Here is a 17520-nt window from a genome sequence, read left to right as displayed (position 1 = left end):
TATATTTACTATGCTAAAACTAATTACATACCCATCATACCCATACCGCCGCCACCTTGCATTTGGCCCATGTTCATATTGCCCATCGGCATCTGGCCCATGTTCATGTTGCCCATCGGCATTTGGCCCATGTTCATGTTGCCCATCGGCATTTGGCCCATGTTCATGTTACCCATCGGCATTTGGCCCATGTTCATGTTGCCCATTGGCATTTGACCCATGTTCATGTTGCCCATTGGCATTTGGCCCATGTTCATGTTACCCATCGGCATTTGGCCCATGTTCATGTTACCCATCGGCATTTGGCCCATGTTCATGTTACCCATCGGCATTTGGCCATACTGGCCGTAGCCGTACATAGCCTGGTTAGGTGCGACAAGCCCACCGATAACCAAGAGCAGTAGAATTCCTAAAAAGGAGTATAGAGCATACCTAAGCCATTGATTGTTTTCCATAATATTGTTTCCTCCTCCAAATAGTTGTTTTGATTTTACCGTGGTACCGGCTGGCGCAGCAGCCATCTGGCCAACTGCTCCGGTCACTGTTTGGATAATGTAGCTGGCCCCAGCCCCTAAGGCAACAACTAAGAGGGCTAGTAAAAAGAACATGTACACCGAGCCCAAAAAACCTAAAGAGCCCATTCCTTCACCTCAACTGCCAGACAATCAGTAAAAATACTGTGCCGGCCAAAATTACCGGAACTAACAAAAAGATGGTGTTTGTTGTAACTGTATGTACCCACATTAAGAATGAACCTGCCTGTTTTGCTCCCTGGGTCATTCCCACCTCGCTTTTCCAGGTTAAGAGATCGGCTAAGGTAATATTGGATGCATGCATCATACGCATCATATCCCCCATGCTTCCCCCCATCATTTGCGCCATCATCCCGGCTTGAGTTCGTTGCTCATTCCAGGCACTCATCAGCGCTAGCACTACTAGCAATAAAAAACCAAAAGCCAGTTGCCAAAAATGTTTTTTAGCGTTCATTTTTCTGCTGCCCCTCCCACAAGAAGCCAATTGCCAGCAAAAACGCTAGAATCAAAAGGATTACCAGCATGGATGCCGACATGGGGAGCACGCCTGTCACCTGTCCGGCAACCGTTAACCCTGGCTCCATATTTGCTAGTCCCATCAGCGATTTGTCCATCGCCTGCATCATTCCGGCCATATAGGCCTTTATCTGCTGCCCACCTGGCGGCGGTCCGGCAAAGGATACCATAATGGCAGCTACGGCAAAGAAAAATGACGATGTAATGAACCAAACAACTAGCTTAAACCAGCGCTGAGTCATCAGATTATTGGCCACTGCCTGTTTCGGCCACAACAATCCATGCGCCTTTTGATACATATGCCAGACAAGGCTGGCTAGGACAATATATGTAAGGTTCTCATGAACAAACATGGCAAAAGCGACGGCTGCCATATTGCTATGATGGCTTTTCCAGAGTATTACCCCGGTAAGGATAAACAGCAGCGTTGTAACAAGGGTAAAAAAGCCGTATCCGCTGCGCCCAAAAATTGACCATGGCAAATCCTTTTTGCTGTCTGACCGCAATACCCGCATAACCTCTTGCCCAATAGAAGCCAAAGTAACGATTACATAGATAACGGCTGTGACCCGGTGAACGATGTCGGCGGTCGCAATATCATAATTGAGAATCCAACCAAACCGGGCCCCAGCCATGGCCAGACCGCTGATGGCCAGTATGGAAAAGGTTATGGCCATCAGCCAGTGCAAAACAAACTCCAATTTCAACTTCATAATAACCACCTGTAAACCATGAGTCTATTTATTCAGGCTCGTTCCCTGCCTTGTGAGCAGGACGGGACGCCTCCAATTGAATTATCTCTTGTTTCGGCGGCTGAGCGGGAGCCTGATTCTTGAAGTACTGCCAGAGAGCCAAACTGCCGAAAGCCACAAAAGCAATCATGAGAAGTTTTACCAGGAAATTAATCAGATTGAGAATCATAAACTGAGGCGAGACGTTATACCCTGAGCCAAAACCAATACCACTCAACAGGCCGGTTACTAGATACAGCCCGAAGATACCGGCGATAGCAATGACGAGCACCTTAAGCACAGGGTCCTGGTTGATATATTCGATAACAGGATACTTTTTTAATGCTTCTGAATCCTGTTTAGCGACAAAGTTTTTCACGCCGATAACAATCCCGGCAATGAGCGCAAACACCAGTAATACCATGAGTATTTGGATAAGGAACTGAATTAGCCCAGGTATTATCCCAGTCATATAGCCTGGGCCACCGGCTGCCCCGGCACCCATCCCGCCATGGTGACTGGCGTGTTGGCTAGCCTGGCTGGCACTTGCATCATAGCCGGTTCCGCCAAAGTTAAAGCCAAAGAGGAAACTAAACACAATCAAGCCCAGAAATACTACGAGAACTGTCTTTAAAATTGGATCTTTTTTTAATGCATCACCCATACATAACCCTCCATCTCTTATGCTTATCAAGTAACAATCTTTGCCCGGACGTCACTAGCGCCAATCTATTCTTGTGGCGCAATCAATTCACGGATCAGCTTTTTAATCAGGACAAGTACTCCCAATACCAGGCCAAAGATTATGACAATTAAGCCAAGACTAAATACCCCTGAACTGTTACTAAAAAAGTCAGTTCCAGATTGGGCGTTGTGGGCGCTATGATTCTGGGCCTGGTTCATGCCGGCAGCCTGCATCGGGTTCATAGCCTGAACACGGGCAAGCTTGGCGTCATAGGCGGCCTGCATCAGCTGTTGGTTCATATCCTCATTTAGTCTGTTTAGCTGTAACGAAATGCGAGCCAGCTCTGCGATACCCTGATGAAGCTCCTTCATCCGCTGGCTATTGTACACATAACCGCTAGCCGGTGCATAAGGGTTGATGTTAACTAGTGTCATGGATTCGCCCAGCAGCCTTGTGGCTTGATTAAGCTTAGTACGGTTTTGTAATAGCAAGTTGTACCGCATTACATAGGTTTGCAGGTCTGGCGGATTGGCCTCCACCAACACACTCTGATCAGTCAAATCATTGTTGAGATCATTAATCAAGGCAATGGCTTGCGAGAATTTAAAAATCCCATAGTGCAGTTGCTCTAATTTGGCCTGGTCATACACGGCAGTAGTGCCAGGAGGCAGCTCATGGCCTTTTTCCTTCTCACCGGCAATATTAATTGTCACACCTTCACGGGGGGTGATACTGATATTGCCGCTGCCTTCCCCACTGTCAGTGCGGCGGCCTACCGTAATCTGCGAATACGGGTCATTGGTGATTTGCTCCATAACTTGATTTAATACCACACTAGCTTGTACCAGCTTGTCCTTATTCTGGCTGGCCAGATTGTTAAAAGGACTGAGTGGCGGTTGAGTGCTGCCCCCGCCATGGCCACTGTGGCCTTGAGGTGCGCTCGCCTGGTGCTGACTGTGTCCGCCGGTAAGCATGGGCAGATCGAACACATTCCAGCCATTCATCTGGGCCCAGTATACGCCGCCCCCAGCCATCGCCAGTACCAGAATACCTGATAGTACCACCTTGAAAAATCGCATATTATCCTCTCCATTGTTATAAAATACTGCTGGGCCGAACTCTTTCTGGCTAAAATATTACTCTATGGCCCTATGTATGAACCCTGGTGCGAATAGGCTGTCCCTCCCTTGTATGCTTCTAGTTTAACTATAGCAAACTCATATGAATTTCTTATGTAGACATTATGAATATCTGATGAATTTTTCCAGGAAGACCTTGCAAAAAGAAAAGACCCGGCCGCGCCGGGTTGTTACCTTACAACAGTATAGGGTAAATATACAAAAAAGGTGGTTCCCGCGCCTTGACTACTATCGACCATGACTTTACCGCCGTGGAATTCTACCAATTGCTTCACAATGGCTAATCCCAGCCCAGAACCGCCGCTTTTGCGGTCCCGGGATTTTTCGCCCCGGTAAAAGTGGTCAAAGATGTGGGGAATATCGTCAGGCGCGATACCTGGCCCGTTATCACTGACAGCAATTTTTACCCACTGCCGACCTTCCATTTTCTCTAATCCTGTTGTTGCCGAAACTTTGCCCCTATCTGGGGTATATCGTAGTGCGTTAACAAAAATATTGCTAATTACCTGACTAATCCGGTCAGGGTCGACGTGAATCTCAGGCAATTTATCATTTAAATTACACTGGACAACCATTTTCTTTTCGTCAATCGTTGTTTTCATCAATTGAATAGTCCGGCGTACGAGATAATTAATATTGGTAGGTTGCTTATCCAGGGAAAGCTGCCCAACCTCAGCCAGTGACAAGTCTTTGAGATCGGTAATGAGGCGATTCAGCCGAATGGTTTCCTCATGAAGTGACGCCACTTCTTCTTTATTTAAGTCAATCACATCATCTAACATGCCTTCCAGGTGACCCTTGATAATAGCAATTGGCGTCCTCAATTCATGGGCAATATTAGCCAATAGCTGCTGCCTTAACTTCATGTTATTTTCGAGCGTTTTGGCCATCCGGTTAAAAATTTTGGCCAGATGTCCTACCTCATCTTTTGAGGAAATCGGTACCCGTTGCTCAAAATCCCCCTGTTCAATAGCCTCGGCAGCTAGGCTAAGTCTACGTAGTGGTACGGTGATACTGCGTGCTAAGGAATAGCTTGCCATTAACCCTAGCACAATGAGTATGGCCCCTACCCAAGTTAGGGACCTATGGACAGAGGCTAAAAATGTTAATTCAGCCTGCCCCATGTGATGCCTCATGCCGCCGCGCCCCATAACCAGCAAATACTCCCGAAAGAGCTGATCCATCTGATAATCGGCAAGATAGATTAGTAGTACCACGGTAAAGGCCACAAATAAAAACATGAGGCCGGTAATCCGGTAGACAATGCTATTCATCCTTGGCCACCCCGGCTAATTTATAGCCCATCCCATAAACGGTCTGGATATACTGCGGTTCTTTGGGGTTAGCTTCCAGCTTGCGCCGTAAGTTTTTTATATGGGCATCAATGGTCCGTTCGTACCCCTCGAACGTGTAACCATGAACTTGTTCGGCGATTTGAAGGCGGCTGTACACCTTTCCCGGGTTGGTAGCCAGCAGTTCTACTATCTTAAATTCGGTGGGTGTTAGCTCCACCACTTGGCCGTCCCGGCTTACCTGGTAAGAATCCATGTCAATTGTCAAACCACCAATTTTAATGGTCTCTTTGCGTAAAACGGCCCTATTGGTACGCCGCAATATGGCCTTGGCACGGGCCACTACCTCTTTGGAACTAAAAGGTTTAGTCACATAGTCATCGGCGCCCAGTTCCAGGCCCACCAGCCGGTCACTTTCTTCATCCCGGGCAGTAAGCATAATAATCGGAATATCATTATCTTTACGCAGCCGCCGGCATACTTCCCAGCCGTCAATGCCAGGCATCATCAAGTCAAGCACCATAATATCAGGCCGATGTTCGCGCACAGCCATTAACGCATCAATGCCATCAGCCGCCGTATAGGCAATAAACCCATCCTTCTCAAAATATATTTTTAACAATTTTACCAATTTGGCATCATCGTCCACTAGTAACACTGAATTTTGCGCCATTGTAGTACCTCCTCGATTACTTCTGTATCCTTGTGACTCCTACTACTGCAATATAAAATATCGTTTGTAATTGACCAAGTGTACCCTAATTAACACCAGTATACACTTTTAATATGAAGAACTTTTGAAGAATCTATGAAAAACTTATGTAAATTGAATCTTGCTAACCAGAAAATAAACAAAGGGCGGCCTTTGCCGCCCTACCCGTTACACCTAATTAAGCCCATGTGCACTTTTTACAAACGCGTCCACCACCTGGGGGTCAAACTGGTCACCAATACAACGACGAATCTCTTCTAGCGCCACCTCTTCCGGCATACCTGTCCGGTACGGCCTATCTGAGATCATGGCCTGATAGGTGTCAGCCACAGCAATAATACGCGCTCCTAACGGTATATTGTCTCGCGATAGAGCCTCTGGGTATCCCTCTCCATCCCAGCGGGCGTGATGATGTCTTACACTCTCGGCTACCTCTTTAAGGGCAGGAATACCAGCGATAATCTTAGCGCCGGTTTCAGGATGCTGCTTAATTATGGCCCACTCCTCCGCATCCAGCCGGCCTGGCTTATTGAGTATGTGGTCAGGAATGCCTATCTTGCCAATATCATGGAGTAACGCAGCAATCCGCAAGGTTAATAGTTCGTCCTCAGCAAGCCCAAGTTCGCGTCCAATAGCCTCAGCTATACTGGCAACCTGGGAGGAGTGTCCATAGGTATAAGCATCCTTGGCTTCCAGGGCCGTTACCAGTGATTCAATCGTAGACATCATCAAACTTTCCCGTTCACCATGTAGGGCAGTGGCCAGACTATTAATCCGAGCGGCAAGCAGGGACACCTCGTCGCTCCCCTCTACTCTCAGGTGAACATCATGCTTGCCGGCCGCAATTTGATCGATGGCTAAATCAAGCCTCTGAATTCTAGCGGCGAAATTCCTGGCAAGGAACCAACTGCACACCCCGACCACGGCAACCGCTCCTGATGCAACTATAAATACCCGCTCGGCAAAATGACGGGTATCGTTGGCCACAGCGGCTGCATCTACCTCAAGTGCCAGCCAGGCCACCGTTCGCGAGTCAACCTTTACCGGGGCATACACAGTTACAGTACCTGTTTCACTATTATCGGTAACCATAGGTCGATTGCCATCCCAAAAAGTAACTGACTGGTCATTATGTATCGTACCAATTTGCCGCCCGTTATCATTCCGGGCATCCCATTCACTACGTATTATCAATTGCTCATTATCGGCGAAACGCTGCAGCAGAAATACTCGGGCAATATCTGGACTATTTTTGCCAATTGACTGCATAAGCTGCCGTAGCCGCTTATCGGCCGGCTCTTCCGGCACCTGTCCGGTAAGCTCTAGTTGAGCTTCACCGGCAACATGCATGACGGCCATGTTGGCCGTGACTACAAGATCACGTTTTAATGTATCCAAGTGATTTGTGCGCATATGTAAAAATAAGGTATAAGAAATTGCCATAGTAATGATAGCCGAAAGTAAAAAAAATGAGGCAAACAGTTTGGTCTGCAAAGAAAACTTTAGCGTTGGCAAAGGATAAACGCCCCCTTCAATAGACAAGCAACCCACGAGCTTAAAAATATATAGTCAGCTCCGAGGCTGTACAGTATAATAAAATCACCATCCTGGAATATTTAGGGCAAAGGACTGTGATTATGTACAGATACCGCACTATTATGTTAAAAAGTCTTCCCGTCATCTTAGGTATTCTCGGCCTATTATTCGGACTAAGCTGTTATCTGTTAGAAAAGCATGCCATTAGTAATGAGTGGCACTATTTTTACTGGTCCATCTTTTTTGTTATTCAGGCAATTGTCGGAATAGCCTACGGCCTACTGATCCGCAAGCTCTATCATTTCGTCTATACTGACAGCTTAACCCAGCTGTGGAACCGCAAGTATTTTTTTGAAATACTAAAGCAAGAACTCCGCTGTCCCGACACCAGTGCAACCACCTTTCTCTTCATGCTGGATATGGATAATTTTAAGTGTATCAATGATACGTTTGGTCATCAAGCAGGTGATGAAGCGCTCAAAGCTCTTGCCAGGGTATTACAAAACAATATACACCCCACCGATGTTGCGGCACGGCTGGGCGGAGACGAATTTGCCCTCCTTCTGCGAAATGCCACGCAAGAGACCGCCTGTACCACGGCGGAAACCATCCGGCAGACAGTTAATTCAAAGCTTGCCAAGTATAATTCGAGCGTCAGTATTGGGATAGTCTCCAGTACAGCAGCCACTGGCAGTGATGCGCTGCTCGCTCTTGCCGACCAGGCTCTGTACCGGGCAAAAGTTCATAAAGATTGCACTATATTTTCAAAGTGATCCCATAGCAGTAAGGTTATAGGCCCGGCGATTGCCGGGCCTTGCTTATTGAGAGCCAACTTACTAAAATTTAACCTGCGGCACCTGTTTTGCGCCCTCATCGGCTTTAAAATACTCTTTGGGACCAAACCCCATCGGGCCGGCAATAATACTGGCAGGCAATGAGCGGATAGACGTGTTATACCCTTGGACGCTTTCATTGTAATCCTTACGGGCGACAGCTAGACGGTTTTCTGTTCCTGCCAGTTCATCCATGAGGGCCCGAAAGTTTTTGTCCGCTTTTAAGTTAGGGTAGTTTTCCGATATTACCAGTAGCCTGCTTAAAGCTGAACTCAGTTCGCTATTGGCCTGTGCTTTAGCAGCAGGTCCTTGGGCCCCGCCCAGTTTAGCCCGCGCATCGGCTACCGCTTGAATGGTTTGCTGCTCATGACCGGCGTAGCCTTTTACCGTGTTAACCAGGTTGGGAATCAAGTCGGCCCGGCGCTGAAGCTGGTTTTCGATTTGACTCCACTTGCCGTTCACATTCTCGCTCATGCCGACTAAATTGTTATATCCCGAAAAAACACTAACTGCTATAACCGCTACAACCGCCAAAACAATCCACACTGTTTTATTCATAGTAGTTCCTCCTTAAAGTGTTCTTGCTAACAGCCACTCTATATGACCGAAAGCTAGTTGCTCGAACTTATTTTATGACTTCAGTATACACCATAATTATGAAGAAGTTTTGAAGAAGCCATGAAGAAATTGTGATATTTTGCTAGGAACTGAGACATTAGCAGCGTATTATATGCCCTTATTAAAAAAGCCTAGCTGTTCAAAGCTAGGCAAAACCTAGTGTAACTATGAGGCTTTACGCATCCCGGAACGGCTAAAGGGAATAAATCCGGGGGTAACAGCTGCATAACTGGCATATTCCTCCCCGAATTGTTCCAGGGCTTCCTTTTCTTCCTGACGCGCCAACCACACATACATACGGATAAGTACCGGATACATGAGCACTGTAAGCAGTGTCGGCCATTGAATTAAGAAGCCGGTCATGACCGCGATAAACGCAATATACTGGGGGTGACGCACATAGGCATACGGCCCGCTAGTCGCAACTACGCCCCTGCGTTGCGCTCTATATAAGAAAATCCACGTAAACCCAAGAAAAATTAGCCCCCCGGATATGAGTATGTCACTAACGCCATGAATGGGATTGCTATGCGGATCACCGGTAAATCCGAGCAAAGTATACCAAAGATGTCCATAGTCGTGGGAAAAGATATCCAGCTCCGGATAACGGCTTCCCAACCAGCCTGAGAGCAAATAGATTGTCAACGGAAAACCATACATCTCGGTAAACAGCGCCACAATAAAAGCCGAAAACGTACCAAAGGTACGCCAATCTTTGAGTGAACGCGGCCGCGAAAAACTAAACACAAAGACAATAATAATCAATGAGTTAATAATGACTATCGGCCATAAACCGTAATGTGCCATTGCTACCTACACCCCTTTCGCTTTTTTTCTATCCAAATTTCTGAGATAACCTACTTCTCGTATGACAACCTTAGTCCGGGTCGCATACCATGCCCACAGCAAACTGGCCGCCAATGCCGTGAGTAAGGCTGTAAGCTGCGCAGCCTTGAGTCCGCCGATTAAGAGACTATCTGTGCGTAAAAACTCTAACCCGAACCTGGCCAGTGAATACAGCACAAAATAGGCTAGCGCCACCTGACCGTCAAATTGCTTACGCGGAAATAAATACAGTAATACCCAAAGGATTACCATATCAAGCCCAGCCTCAAACAGTTCAGCCGGTACCAGCGGCACGTTCCCCCAGGCGGAATACGCCGGAGTTCCCGGCTGATAAACCACACCATACCAGGCATCAGTGGGTTTTCCATAGGCATCGCCATTGAACAAACACCCAATACGTCCAATGGCCTGACCTAAAATCAGCGCCGGCGCGCCAATATCGACAAACCGCCTAAACGATAATCCCTTGCGGGGAAAATACCTGAGTGCCAGTAAGACATTGGCTATGACCGCTCCCTGTATGGACAGGCCTCCTTCCCAGAACATCAGGGCATGCAGCGGATTGGCAGCATATTGTTCCCAAGAAAATACAACCTCCCACAGCCTGGCCCCCAAGATTCCGGCAAACAGGCCGTACACTACATACTCTAGCAGAATATCTTCGGTAAATTCACTGTTTTTTCCCAACCGTGTTGCCAGCCATAAACCAGCTAATACGCCTAAAGCCACCATTAGGCCCCAGGCACGAACTTCGAATTCCCCGATAGTAAATAAGATTGGTTGCAAGATGACTTCCTCCTACAGTTTAATAATGCATAGCATAGACCATCGCCACTGCGCTTGCTGTCCATGCTCCCCACTTTAGCAATTTTAAAATTAGATTCTGCCAAGGTGTGTACGTTTCTTGGTTATCACCAGTAGGTAAATCCTGCTTATGTTGTTCCATGCTAATCCTCCTTCATTCCAGTAACCAAGCCGCTTTATCTGGAGCTATCCTGCTCTAACACTGCCAGTTTCGTAAGGTAGAGCTTTAGAGCGCTATCTTTCTTATAATCATAGCAACTTTTTATGAAGAACCTATGAAGATAGTATGAAGAAAATTTGATTTTTTCGCATAAAAAAACAAACAGTCCTCCTAAGTGAGGACTGTTTGCGTCATACATCTATTGCTGAGGAATATCAGTACTTTGCTGGCTGGAATGACAACTGGCATTGCCACCCATCATTCCGCCGTTACCACTCATCATGCCGTTCATCATAGAACCCATGTTAGCCATATGCTCATCCATGGCTTTGGCCTGTTCCGGCGTCAGCACACCGTCTTTCACATGCTGCTCCACCATTTTTTTGTGCATTTCGTTCATTTGCCCTTTATCCATCATACCGGGTGCAGTCGACTCCGCAAAAGCCAAGGTGGCTCCTAGCGTAATAACCAGTGAAGCGGCCAGACCTATAATTAAACCTTTTTTCATTTTGTGTTCCTCCTTGCTTGGATTTGTCTTTATTATAGCAAGTCATTATGAAGAACCTATGAATACTTCTTAAAGAACTTGTGCGATTTGCAAAACCTACCTAGGATAACCGGTGAACCTATTCCCAAACGAGAATGATAGTGGAAGTTATCGTAATGCCACAATCGTAACCTTTAACATAGGTAAACTATTTCTGCCTAATAAAAAACGAACAAAATCTATAAAAGACTTTGTCCGTTCTGTTGGTTTTATCCGATGACTAAGTCGCTCTAAGACTCCCGCTTCTACAAGCGGGAGTTATACCCAAAGGGCACAGGCGAGCGTCTAAGTCCCTGGATAAGGTCGACTAAACTTCAGATGGGGTTAAAACCTCACCTGAAGCTAAGTCTTTCTTTATTATCAAGTTTCTGTAGCCGCTATTTAACGGGTTGACCAACCCATAAGATCATAGACAATTCAGTAGCCCCATACTGCTTCTACAAACTGAAATACTGCAAAAATCAGCGCAATGGTTGTCCACCAGCCTGTCAATGATTTGGAAATAACCAACCATAGTAAAATTATACCAATTATACTTCGAATTATTCTATCCGTGTTACCTAAATTCTTTCTAAGATCAAGCACCAAGACCTACTCCCCCTTAGATAGCTCCAATACAAATAAGCGACATAGATATAATCTATCTTTCCCAATCCAGACCGTATCATTCACCGATGACCTAAACCAAAATACGCAGAAGCCTACTGTGCAGGCTTCTGCATATTTTTTCTAATCCCGTAATTAAACCACGTCAAAGCCAGCGTCTTCCACAGCCTTCACAAGCGCTTCTTTTTTTGCCAGATCAACACTGGCACTTACCACTCCTGGAATGGCCTGGAGTGCTTTTTCAGCAATCATTTTGCATTGACCGCATGACTTTTAATAGTTCGTATGGTCGCCTTAATTACACGGATTATGGCTACAATTCTCACAGATTTTGAGATAATATAAAATTTGTCATCATATACTCTTATTAAATTGATATATAATTGTATGGAAAATAGGGGGAGGCATAATGTATTCGATTTCGCCGTATATAAAATTAGTGGCAAATCATCTTGAACCATTAGATCCCGAAAAAGTCATGCGATTGGCTGCTCAGGCTGCAAAAATATTAGCTGAAGAATTAAATCCTAACGAGCAAGAAATCCTTGGCAGTTTATTTATTGTGCTAGGAAACATATTAATAAAAAGTTCCGATTTAAACGCTGAACCTCAAAATAAAAGTCAACAAAACAGAGAAGCAGCCCTTGAGTTTGTAGAAATAGAATTGGAGTTACAGAAGCTGCAAAAGCGTGTTGATGAATTAACAAAAAAGAATACCTGCTCGCATGAGAAATAAACATTACCAAATTTATTATTTATAAGGAATAAAAAAATGGAAAATGAAATGCTTTTCTTTGAGTTATCTACGGATGAACTTACTATCTTAGCGGTTCTTGTTGCTCTGGGCTTCTCTAAAGGGTTAAATATAAATCAAATAAACGTACTGGGTAATTTTTTAGCTGCAGTAGGAACCTTGATGACAATGATAGTTGCTCAAGAACAAGCATTGACCAGCCTTCAGCAAGAAAAACAGGCAGACGATGTGCAAAATCAAATAAAAGAATTAGAACAGCAAATTCAACAAATTTTAAATAAATGATTTTCCCGGAGCAGGTTTTTATTAAAAACTTTACGGAGTGCTTTCTCAACAGCCATTTTACAATGTCCGCAAGACATGCCCTCAATTTCAATATTGTTTCCGGTGCTGGACTCACAACCTCCCCCCTAAAAAAACAGTCATATACACGTCCCTGGTTTAATCCCTATACGGGTTGAACCCTTTCAGTCTCAGCGCGTTTGTTACCACTGAAACCGAACTAAAAGCCATAGCTGCCCCTGCTAATACTGGCGATAAGTAGCCCATTGCCGCAACTGGAATGCCCAGCGAATTATAGACAAGCGCCCAGAATAGATTCTGCTTAATATTGCGCATAGTTGCCTTACTTAAGCGAATGGCAGCCACAATGCCGGTCAGGTCACCCCGCATTAGCGTAATATCGGCAGCCTCAATAGCAACATCGGTACCTGTACCAATCGCAAAGCCCACATCGGCGGTAGCCAGCGCCGGTGCATCGTTAATGCCGTCCCCGACCATAGCCACAACCTTGCCCTCTTTTTTGAGTGCCGCTACCTTTTCAGCTTTATTCTCTGGCAGTACCTCGGCCATAACATTGTCTATGCCAACCGTTTGAGCCATGGCCTGAGCAGTACGAATATTATCTCCTGTTATCATCCATACTTCTATGCCCATCTTTTGCAGTTCGGATACAGCTTGAGCCGAATTCTCTTTTACGGTATCAGCTACAGCGAACAAACCACTTAGCTTGTCTTCCAAGGCAAACAGCATGACTGTCTTGCCCTGCAGCTCCAACTCTTCAATTTGAGGAACAGCTGCTGCAAACTCAATATTATTTTCATGCATTAGCTTGCGAGTACCCAGTAAAATTCGTTTACCTTCAATGGTAACCTCGACCCCATGCCCCGGAATGGCAGTGAAAGACTCAGGGTCTTCCGGAGATATACCTTGCTTTTTACCATAGTTAACAATAGCCTGGGCCAAGGGATGCTCGGAGTTTTTCTCTGCCCTGACAGCCAGCCTCACTAGTTCAACTTCTGCAAGCCCAGCCAGCGCCACAATATCAGTAACTTCAGGTTCACCTTTGGTAATTGTGCCTGTTTTATCAAGAACAATGGTTGTCAGTCTATGGGCATTCTCTAAGTGCTCAGCGCCTTTTATTAATATTCCGTTTTCCGCGCCTTTACCTGTCCCTACCATAATTGAGGTCGGCGTAGCTAAACCAAGTGCGCAGGGACATGCGATAACTAATACGGCAGTAAAATTAACCAACGCCCGCGAGAAATTGCCTGGGTCCAGGAAAAAGAACCATACTGCAAAGGTTAGCACCGACAAGCCTACGACGACCGGTACAAAATATGCTGATACCACATCGGCAAAACGCTGAATTGGCGCTTTCGACCCTTGGGCTTCTTCAACAATACGTACAATCTGTGCCAAGGCGGTATCTTTGCCAACTTTAGTAGCCTTGAATTTAAATGTTCCCAATTTATTAATAGTTGCGCCAACTACCTGGTCACCAACTTTTTTATCAACAGGCAAACTTTCCCCGGTAAGCATCGACTCATCCAGCGTGGATGTCCCTTCAACAATAACCCCATCGACCGGAACTTTTTCGCCTGGACGCACTATTACAACATCGCCGACCAGGACCGATTCGACCGGAATGTCGCTTTCCTGTCCATCACGTAACACTCTGGCCGTCTTGGCCTGCAGCCCCATAAGGGCCTTAATGGCCTCAGAGGTCCGCCCCTTGGCAGTAGCTTCCAGCAATTTACCCAAAATGATGAGCGTTATCAAAATAGCCGATGTTTCAAAATATAAGTCGGGTGCCTGGCGAAGTACGTTAGCTATGCTATAAAAATAAGCAGCCGATGTTCCCAGTGCCACCAGAACATCCATGTTCGCGCTGCCGTTCTTAATCGCTAGATAGGCACCCCGGTAAAACTGCCAGCCGGCGATAAATTGGACAGGCGTTGCCAGTACCAACTGAAGATACGGATTCATCAGTAACTCGGTAGCCCTGCCCATTACCCCCAACATATGCATGGCCATCGCCAGCAGCAGCGGCAGGGAAAACACGGTAGCTACCAGCAAGCGAAAGCGCTGCCTGCTAACCTCTGCTTCACGGGCCTTCTTTTCTTTGTCTACCGCGGCGGTATCTGCTACATCATGCACACCATAACCAAGGGTTTCAATTTTACCCTTAATATCGTTAAAGCTGATTACGCCCGGATAATACTCCACCGTAGCCTTCTCCACCGCCAGGTTGACAACGGCGCTCACAACGCCGGGCAGCTTATTCAAGCCTCTTTCCACCCGACCCGAGCAGGCCGCGCAGGTCATGCCGGTTATCTTTAAATCGATTTTATCCTTAATAACCTGATAGCCTAAATCCTCTATTTTTTTTACTACCTCGCTAAGGCTGATTTGTTTCGGGTCGTAGGTCACCGAAGCCTTCTCAGTGGCAAGATTAACAGCAGCCTTTTCTACTCCTTTTAGTTTGGAGAGCCCGTGTTCCACCCTGCTGGCGCAGGCGGCACAAGTCATGCCTTCTACTTTTAAAAGCATATTTTCTACAGATGCTTTATTGGACTCAGTCAATTCTTTCACCCCTTCACTTTGTAAACTTGGATAAGACGCCTATCTACTCATCAATAGCCTCTTCCATACGGTTTTCTTTTATAACGTCAACCACACAACTTTTAATATGACTTCAATCATTATAAGTGCTACCTGATTGAGTGCGACCCTCGCCGCCATAATCTGCTGCAGAATATCTACGCAATAGCGGCCTTCATTTAGTTTTGCCTAGACAAAAGCAGAGTAACCATACCGAATAATTACCGTACCCGTTGAAATAATAAGAGAGTAAATTATATTAGGAGGGATATCCATGCCTACAGTACTAACTGCACCAAACAAGATGCAGACATGTATCGATGCTTGCAACGGATGTATGCAAGCCTGCGAGGAATGCTTGTCTTTGTGCCTGCAGGAAGCCGATGTTAAAGCAAGAGCCCACTGTATCAATATGCTCCGTGACTGTGCTGACATATGCGCCATGTCTGCCCAATATATGGCCCGGGGTAGCCATCATGCCAAACAACTATGTTCTCTCTGCGCAACCATTTGCGATGCTTGCGCCAGTGACTGCGCTCAATTCAAAGATCCCCATTGTCAACAGTGTGCCGACGCTTGCAAGGCATGCGCGGCAGAGTGCCGGAAAATGGCTCAGTAACAGCAATATGCCCCCGTCACCTAAGCAGCCGGCTTACGTAACGGGGACTTTTTGCTAGCGAACTATCGTATCTGTATCAACTGGCGCCGAAGACACAATTTTGATGACAATGCGATAAGGAAGACAAACAATTTGCTGCGGTGCGTGCTGGATCCAGCCCATCTTAATACAGTCCTGGTTGGGACAATCGGCTTCTCGCACCCGAATTCTGGTGTGCTGCACCTCGATAATGTCATAGTGAGAGTCGCCGCCAATCCGGATTTCTTGCTTATATCCCTCTTTGAGCGGCACAGTTTTATATAAGGTACCCTCCACCCATATTTCGGCTTTTTGCTCGCCACCCGCAGCCACTATGGACATGTTGAGCCCAATCCCGACTATAGCTATCAGGAGTACTAAAACAACCAATACCTTATCAGCCCTTGTCATTCCTACCATTTGCGGTCAGCGCCTCCGCCACCGCCTGACCCGCCTCCGTAACCGCCGCCACCACCACGGAAACGCAACAACGATAATAAGAGTAAAGTAATACTGCCGCCGAAGAATAACCAGTCACCTGCTACCAGTGCGGCCAAACCAACAAAAGCTATCACTTGCAGCCATCCGGGTAATCCGTTCCACCAAGTAGCGACACCTAGGCTTGCATCGGCTGCTTTATTTTTTTCATTGGAGCGTCCATCTTTACCGTACTCCCCCGATATAGTGCCGACCAACGCCTTGTATCCTGTCCACACGCCGCGATTGTAGTCACCTTGTTGAAAATACGGCAGTACTGATTCATCCAAAATTCTACCTGCCTTGGCGTCATTAAGGACTCCCTCCAAGCCATATCCAACCTCAATTCGCGACTGCTTGTCATTTACTGCAATCAGTAGTAGGACACCATTATTCTGGTTCTTGTCGCCAATCCCCCACTTACGGAGAATCCCGAGGGAATACTCTTCAATCGGCACACCTTCTAACGAATTCACCGTGACAACAACCACTTGCGCCTTAGTACTTTCTGCTATTTTCCTGCCTAGTTTATTGATCTTAACTTTTGTTTCATCAGACAATACACCGGCATAATCCTGCACATACCGGCTGCTGACCGGTGCAGGCGGTATTGTCGTCTGGGCTGAAGCTACGGCAGTCACTGCCAAAGATATCACAAGTATGAGCCAAACCAGTAACTTCTTCATTCTAGTCACCTACTTTTATCTAACTCTTTAGACTAATTGTACTCTTTCCGTATGAAGAAGTTATGAATATTTGGTGAAGAACTTATATTTTTATCAAAGTCTATGTATCGTACATCGGATAGCATTTGCCCTTTCTTCAGTAAAATGAGTGGTCTTTCGTTACAGTCGAATCGTTATGCTCAATAATAAAAAGTAGGGCAGTTAAAGTGATTACAAATCACCTAAACTGCCCCCTCTCTTATATCTTCATTCAAATTCACTTTCGATATCCATGCCATCAAGCAGGTTTATGATTACTTGTTTACTATTAACAAACTGCAAACATTGCCAGCGAAAAGTTTAGTAATGTATTTTCTTATATGAAAATAGGTTTGGCATTAGGAACTTGCAGCGCGTGCACCGCACAAGTAAAACACGGATCGAACGAACGTACCACCCGCCCTACCTCGATCAGGTTTTCGGGATCAGTCACCGGTACACCAATCAGCGCTTGTTCCACCGGCCCGCGTTTTCCTTCAGCGTCCC

At 46.1% G+C, this 17520-nt stretch carries 23 protein-coding genes and 1 pseudogene; 4 read left to right on the top strand and 20 right to left on the bottom strand.

What is annotated here, in order from left to right; all coding sequences use genetic code 11:
* Nucleotides 1-23: 23 nt before the first annotated feature.
* The 8 genes from BLR65_RS03540 to BLR65_RS03505 form a co-directional block, all read right to left on the bottom strand.
* Nucleotides 24-641, bottom strand: coding sequence for a hypothetical protein (locus BLR65_RS03540; RefSeq protein ID WP_093792562.1), 618 nt, complete (start codon nt 639-641; stop codon nt 24-26).
* A 4-nt stretch (nt 642-645) separates the two neighbouring features.
* Nucleotides 646-987 (bottom strand): hypothetical protein, encoded by a 342-nt coding sequence (locus BLR65_RS03535; RefSeq protein ID WP_093792560.1) that lies wholly within the window; start codon nt 985-987, stop codon nt 646-648.
* A complete protein-coding gene (locus BLR65_RS03530; RefSeq protein WP_093792558.1) occupies nt 977-1762 on the bottom strand; it encodes a cytochrome b/b6 domain-containing protein in 786 nt (261 codons plus the stop codon). Before BLR65_RS03530 ends, BLR65_RS03535 begins: the two co-directional genes overlap by 11 nt.
* A gap of 28 nt (nt 1763-1790) precedes the next feature.
* Nucleotides 1791-2444, bottom strand: coding sequence for a hypothetical protein (locus tag BLR65_RS03525; protein ID WP_093792556.1), 654 nt, complete (start codon nt 2442-2444; stop codon nt 1791-1793).
* A gap of 65 nt (nt 2445-2509) precedes the next feature.
* Nucleotides 2510-3544, bottom strand: a complete 1035-nt coding sequence (locus BLR65_RS03520; protein ID WP_093792554.1) for a hypothetical protein — start codon at nt 3542-3544, stop codon at nt 2510-2512.
* A gap of 230 nt (nt 3545-3774) precedes the next feature.
* Complete coding sequence (locus tag BLR65_RS03515; RefSeq protein WP_093792552.1) at nt 3775-4878, bottom strand: sensor histidine kinase; 1104 nt, start codon at nt 4876-4878, stop codon at nt 3775-3777.
* On the bottom strand, nt 4871-5569 hold the full coding sequence (locus BLR65_RS03510; protein WP_093792550.1) for a response regulator transcription factor: 699 nt from the start codon (nt 5567-5569) through the stop codon (nt 4871-4873). Before BLR65_RS03510 ends, BLR65_RS03515 begins: the two co-directional genes overlap by 8 nt.
* A gap of 213 nt (nt 5570-5782) precedes the next feature.
* Nucleotides 5783-7123 (bottom strand): HD-GYP domain-containing protein, encoded by a 1341-nt coding sequence (locus BLR65_RS03505; protein ID WP_093792548.1) that lies wholly within the window; start codon nt 7121-7123, stop codon nt 5783-5785.
* Between the two features lie 122 nt (nt 7124-7245).
* Here BLR65_RS03505 and BLR65_RS03500 point away from each other — a divergent pair, with 122 nt between their 5' ends.
* Complete coding sequence (locus tag BLR65_RS03500) at nt 7246-7917, top strand: GGDEF domain-containing protein (RefSeq protein ID WP_094607922.1); 672 nt, start codon at nt 7246-7248, stop codon at nt 7915-7917.
* A gap of 63 nt (nt 7918-7980) precedes the next feature.
* On the opposite strand, the gene BLR65_RS03495 is transcribed toward BLR65_RS03500, so the two are convergent.
* From BLR65_RS03495 to BLR65_RS03470, 7 genes and pseudogenes are all read right to left on the bottom strand, one after another.
* Entirely contained in the window at nt 7981-8535 is a 555-nt protein-coding gene (locus tag BLR65_RS03495; RefSeq protein WP_093792544.1) for a LemA family protein, read from the bottom strand.
* Nucleotides 8536-8760: 225 nt separating this feature from the next.
* Nucleotides 8761-9402 carry a methyltransferase family protein gene (locus BLR65_RS03490; protein WP_093792542.1) on the bottom strand — a complete coding sequence of 214 codons (642 nt, stop codon included), beginning with the start codon at nt 9400-9402 and terminating at the stop codon, nt 8761-8763.
* 6 nt (nt 9403-9408) lie between these two features.
* Entirely contained in the window at nt 9409-10227 is an 819-nt protein-coding gene (lgt, locus tag BLR65_RS03485) for a prolipoprotein diacylglyceryl transferase (protein ID WP_093792540.1), read from the bottom strand.
* A 19-nt stretch (nt 10228-10246) separates the two neighbouring features.
* The gene (locus BLR65_RS29465) at nt 10247-10387 is read right to left on the bottom strand and encodes a hypothetical protein (RefSeq protein WP_169716896.1); all 141 of its coding nucleotides are present in this window, start codon (nt 10385-10387) and stop codon (nt 10247-10249) included.
* A 217-nt stretch (nt 10388-10604) separates the two neighbouring features.
* Nucleotides 10605-10913 carry a DUF2680 domain-containing protein gene (locus BLR65_RS03480; RefSeq protein ID WP_093792538.1) on the bottom strand — a complete coding sequence of 103 codons (309 nt, stop codon included), beginning with the start codon at nt 10911-10913 and terminating at the stop codon, nt 10605-10607.
* Nucleotides 10914-11369: 456 nt separating this feature from the next.
* Nucleotides 11370-11537, bottom strand: a complete 168-nt coding sequence (locus tag BLR65_RS03475) for a YgaP-like transmembrane domain (RefSeq protein ID WP_245692410.1) — start codon at nt 11535-11537, stop codon at nt 11370-11372.
* Between the two features lie 156 nt (nt 11538-11693).
* A pseudogene (locus tag BLR65_RS03470) lies at nt 11694-11816 on the bottom strand (cation transporter); the annotation flags it as partial.
* Nucleotides 11817-11997: 181 nt separating this feature from the next.
* Between BLR65_RS03470 and BLR65_RS03465 the strand changes: the two are divergent.
* Nucleotides 11998-12294 carry a hypothetical protein gene (locus BLR65_RS03465; protein WP_143122486.1) on the top strand — a complete coding sequence of 99 codons (297 nt, stop codon included), beginning with the start codon at nt 11998-12000 and terminating at the stop codon, nt 12292-12294.
* A gap of 36 nt (nt 12295-12330) precedes the next feature.
* On the top strand, nt 12331-12597 hold the full coding sequence (locus BLR65_RS03460) for a hypothetical protein (protein ID WP_093792530.1): 267 nt from the start codon (nt 12331-12333) through the stop codon (nt 12595-12597).
* Nucleotides 12598-12753: 156 nt separating this feature from the next.
* Here BLR65_RS03460 and BLR65_RS03455 read toward each other — a convergent pair whose 3' ends face one another.
* Both BLR65_RS03455 and BLR65_RS31680 read right to left on the bottom strand, forming a co-directional pair.
* A complete protein-coding gene (locus BLR65_RS03455; protein ID WP_425441009.1) occupies nt 12754-15177 on the bottom strand; it encodes a heavy metal translocating P-type ATPase in 2424 nt (807 codons plus the stop codon).
* Between the two features lie 78 nt (nt 15178-15255).
* Nucleotides 15256-15336, bottom strand: a complete 81-nt coding sequence (locus BLR65_RS31680) for a hypothetical protein (RefSeq protein ID WP_093792528.1) — start codon at nt 15334-15336, stop codon at nt 15256-15258.
* 133 nt (nt 15337-15469) lie between these two features.
* Between BLR65_RS31680 and BLR65_RS03445 the strand changes: the two genes are divergently transcribed.
* Nucleotides 15470-15814, top strand: coding sequence for a four-helix bundle copper-binding protein (locus tag BLR65_RS03445; RefSeq protein ID WP_093792526.1), 345 nt, complete (start codon nt 15470-15472; stop codon nt 15812-15814).
* A 54-nt stretch (nt 15815-15868) separates the two neighbouring features.
* Here the strand turns inward: BLR65_RS03445 and BLR65_RS03440 are convergent, their stop codons facing one another.
* The 3 genes from BLR65_RS03440 to BLR65_RS03430 all read right to left on the bottom strand — a co-directional run.
* Nucleotides 15869-16252: a NusG domain II-containing protein gene (locus BLR65_RS03440; RefSeq protein WP_093792524.1), complete on the bottom strand. Its 384-nt coding sequence runs from the start codon at nt 16250-16252 to the stop codon at nt 15869-15871.
* A complete protein-coding gene (locus BLR65_RS03435) occupies nt 16246-16995 on the bottom strand; it encodes a TPM domain-containing protein (protein WP_093792522.1) in 750 nt (249 codons plus the stop codon). Before BLR65_RS03435 ends, BLR65_RS03440 begins: the two co-directional genes overlap by 7 nt.
* 355 nt (nt 16996-17350) lie before the next feature.
* Nucleotides 17351-17520, bottom strand: a 170-nt coding sequence (locus BLR65_RS03430; protein ID WP_143122484.1) for a nickel-dependent hydrogenase large subunit, incomplete at its 5' end; no start/stop codon positions are given.

The organism is Sporomusa acidovorans (assembly GCF_900101845.1).
Lineage (GTDB): Bacteria > Bacillota > Negativicutes > Sporomusales > Sporomusaceae > Sporomusa > Sporomusa acidovorans.
Note: the sequence above shows the minus strand (reverse complement) of the source record. Positions and strands in the feature narration are given on the sequence as shown.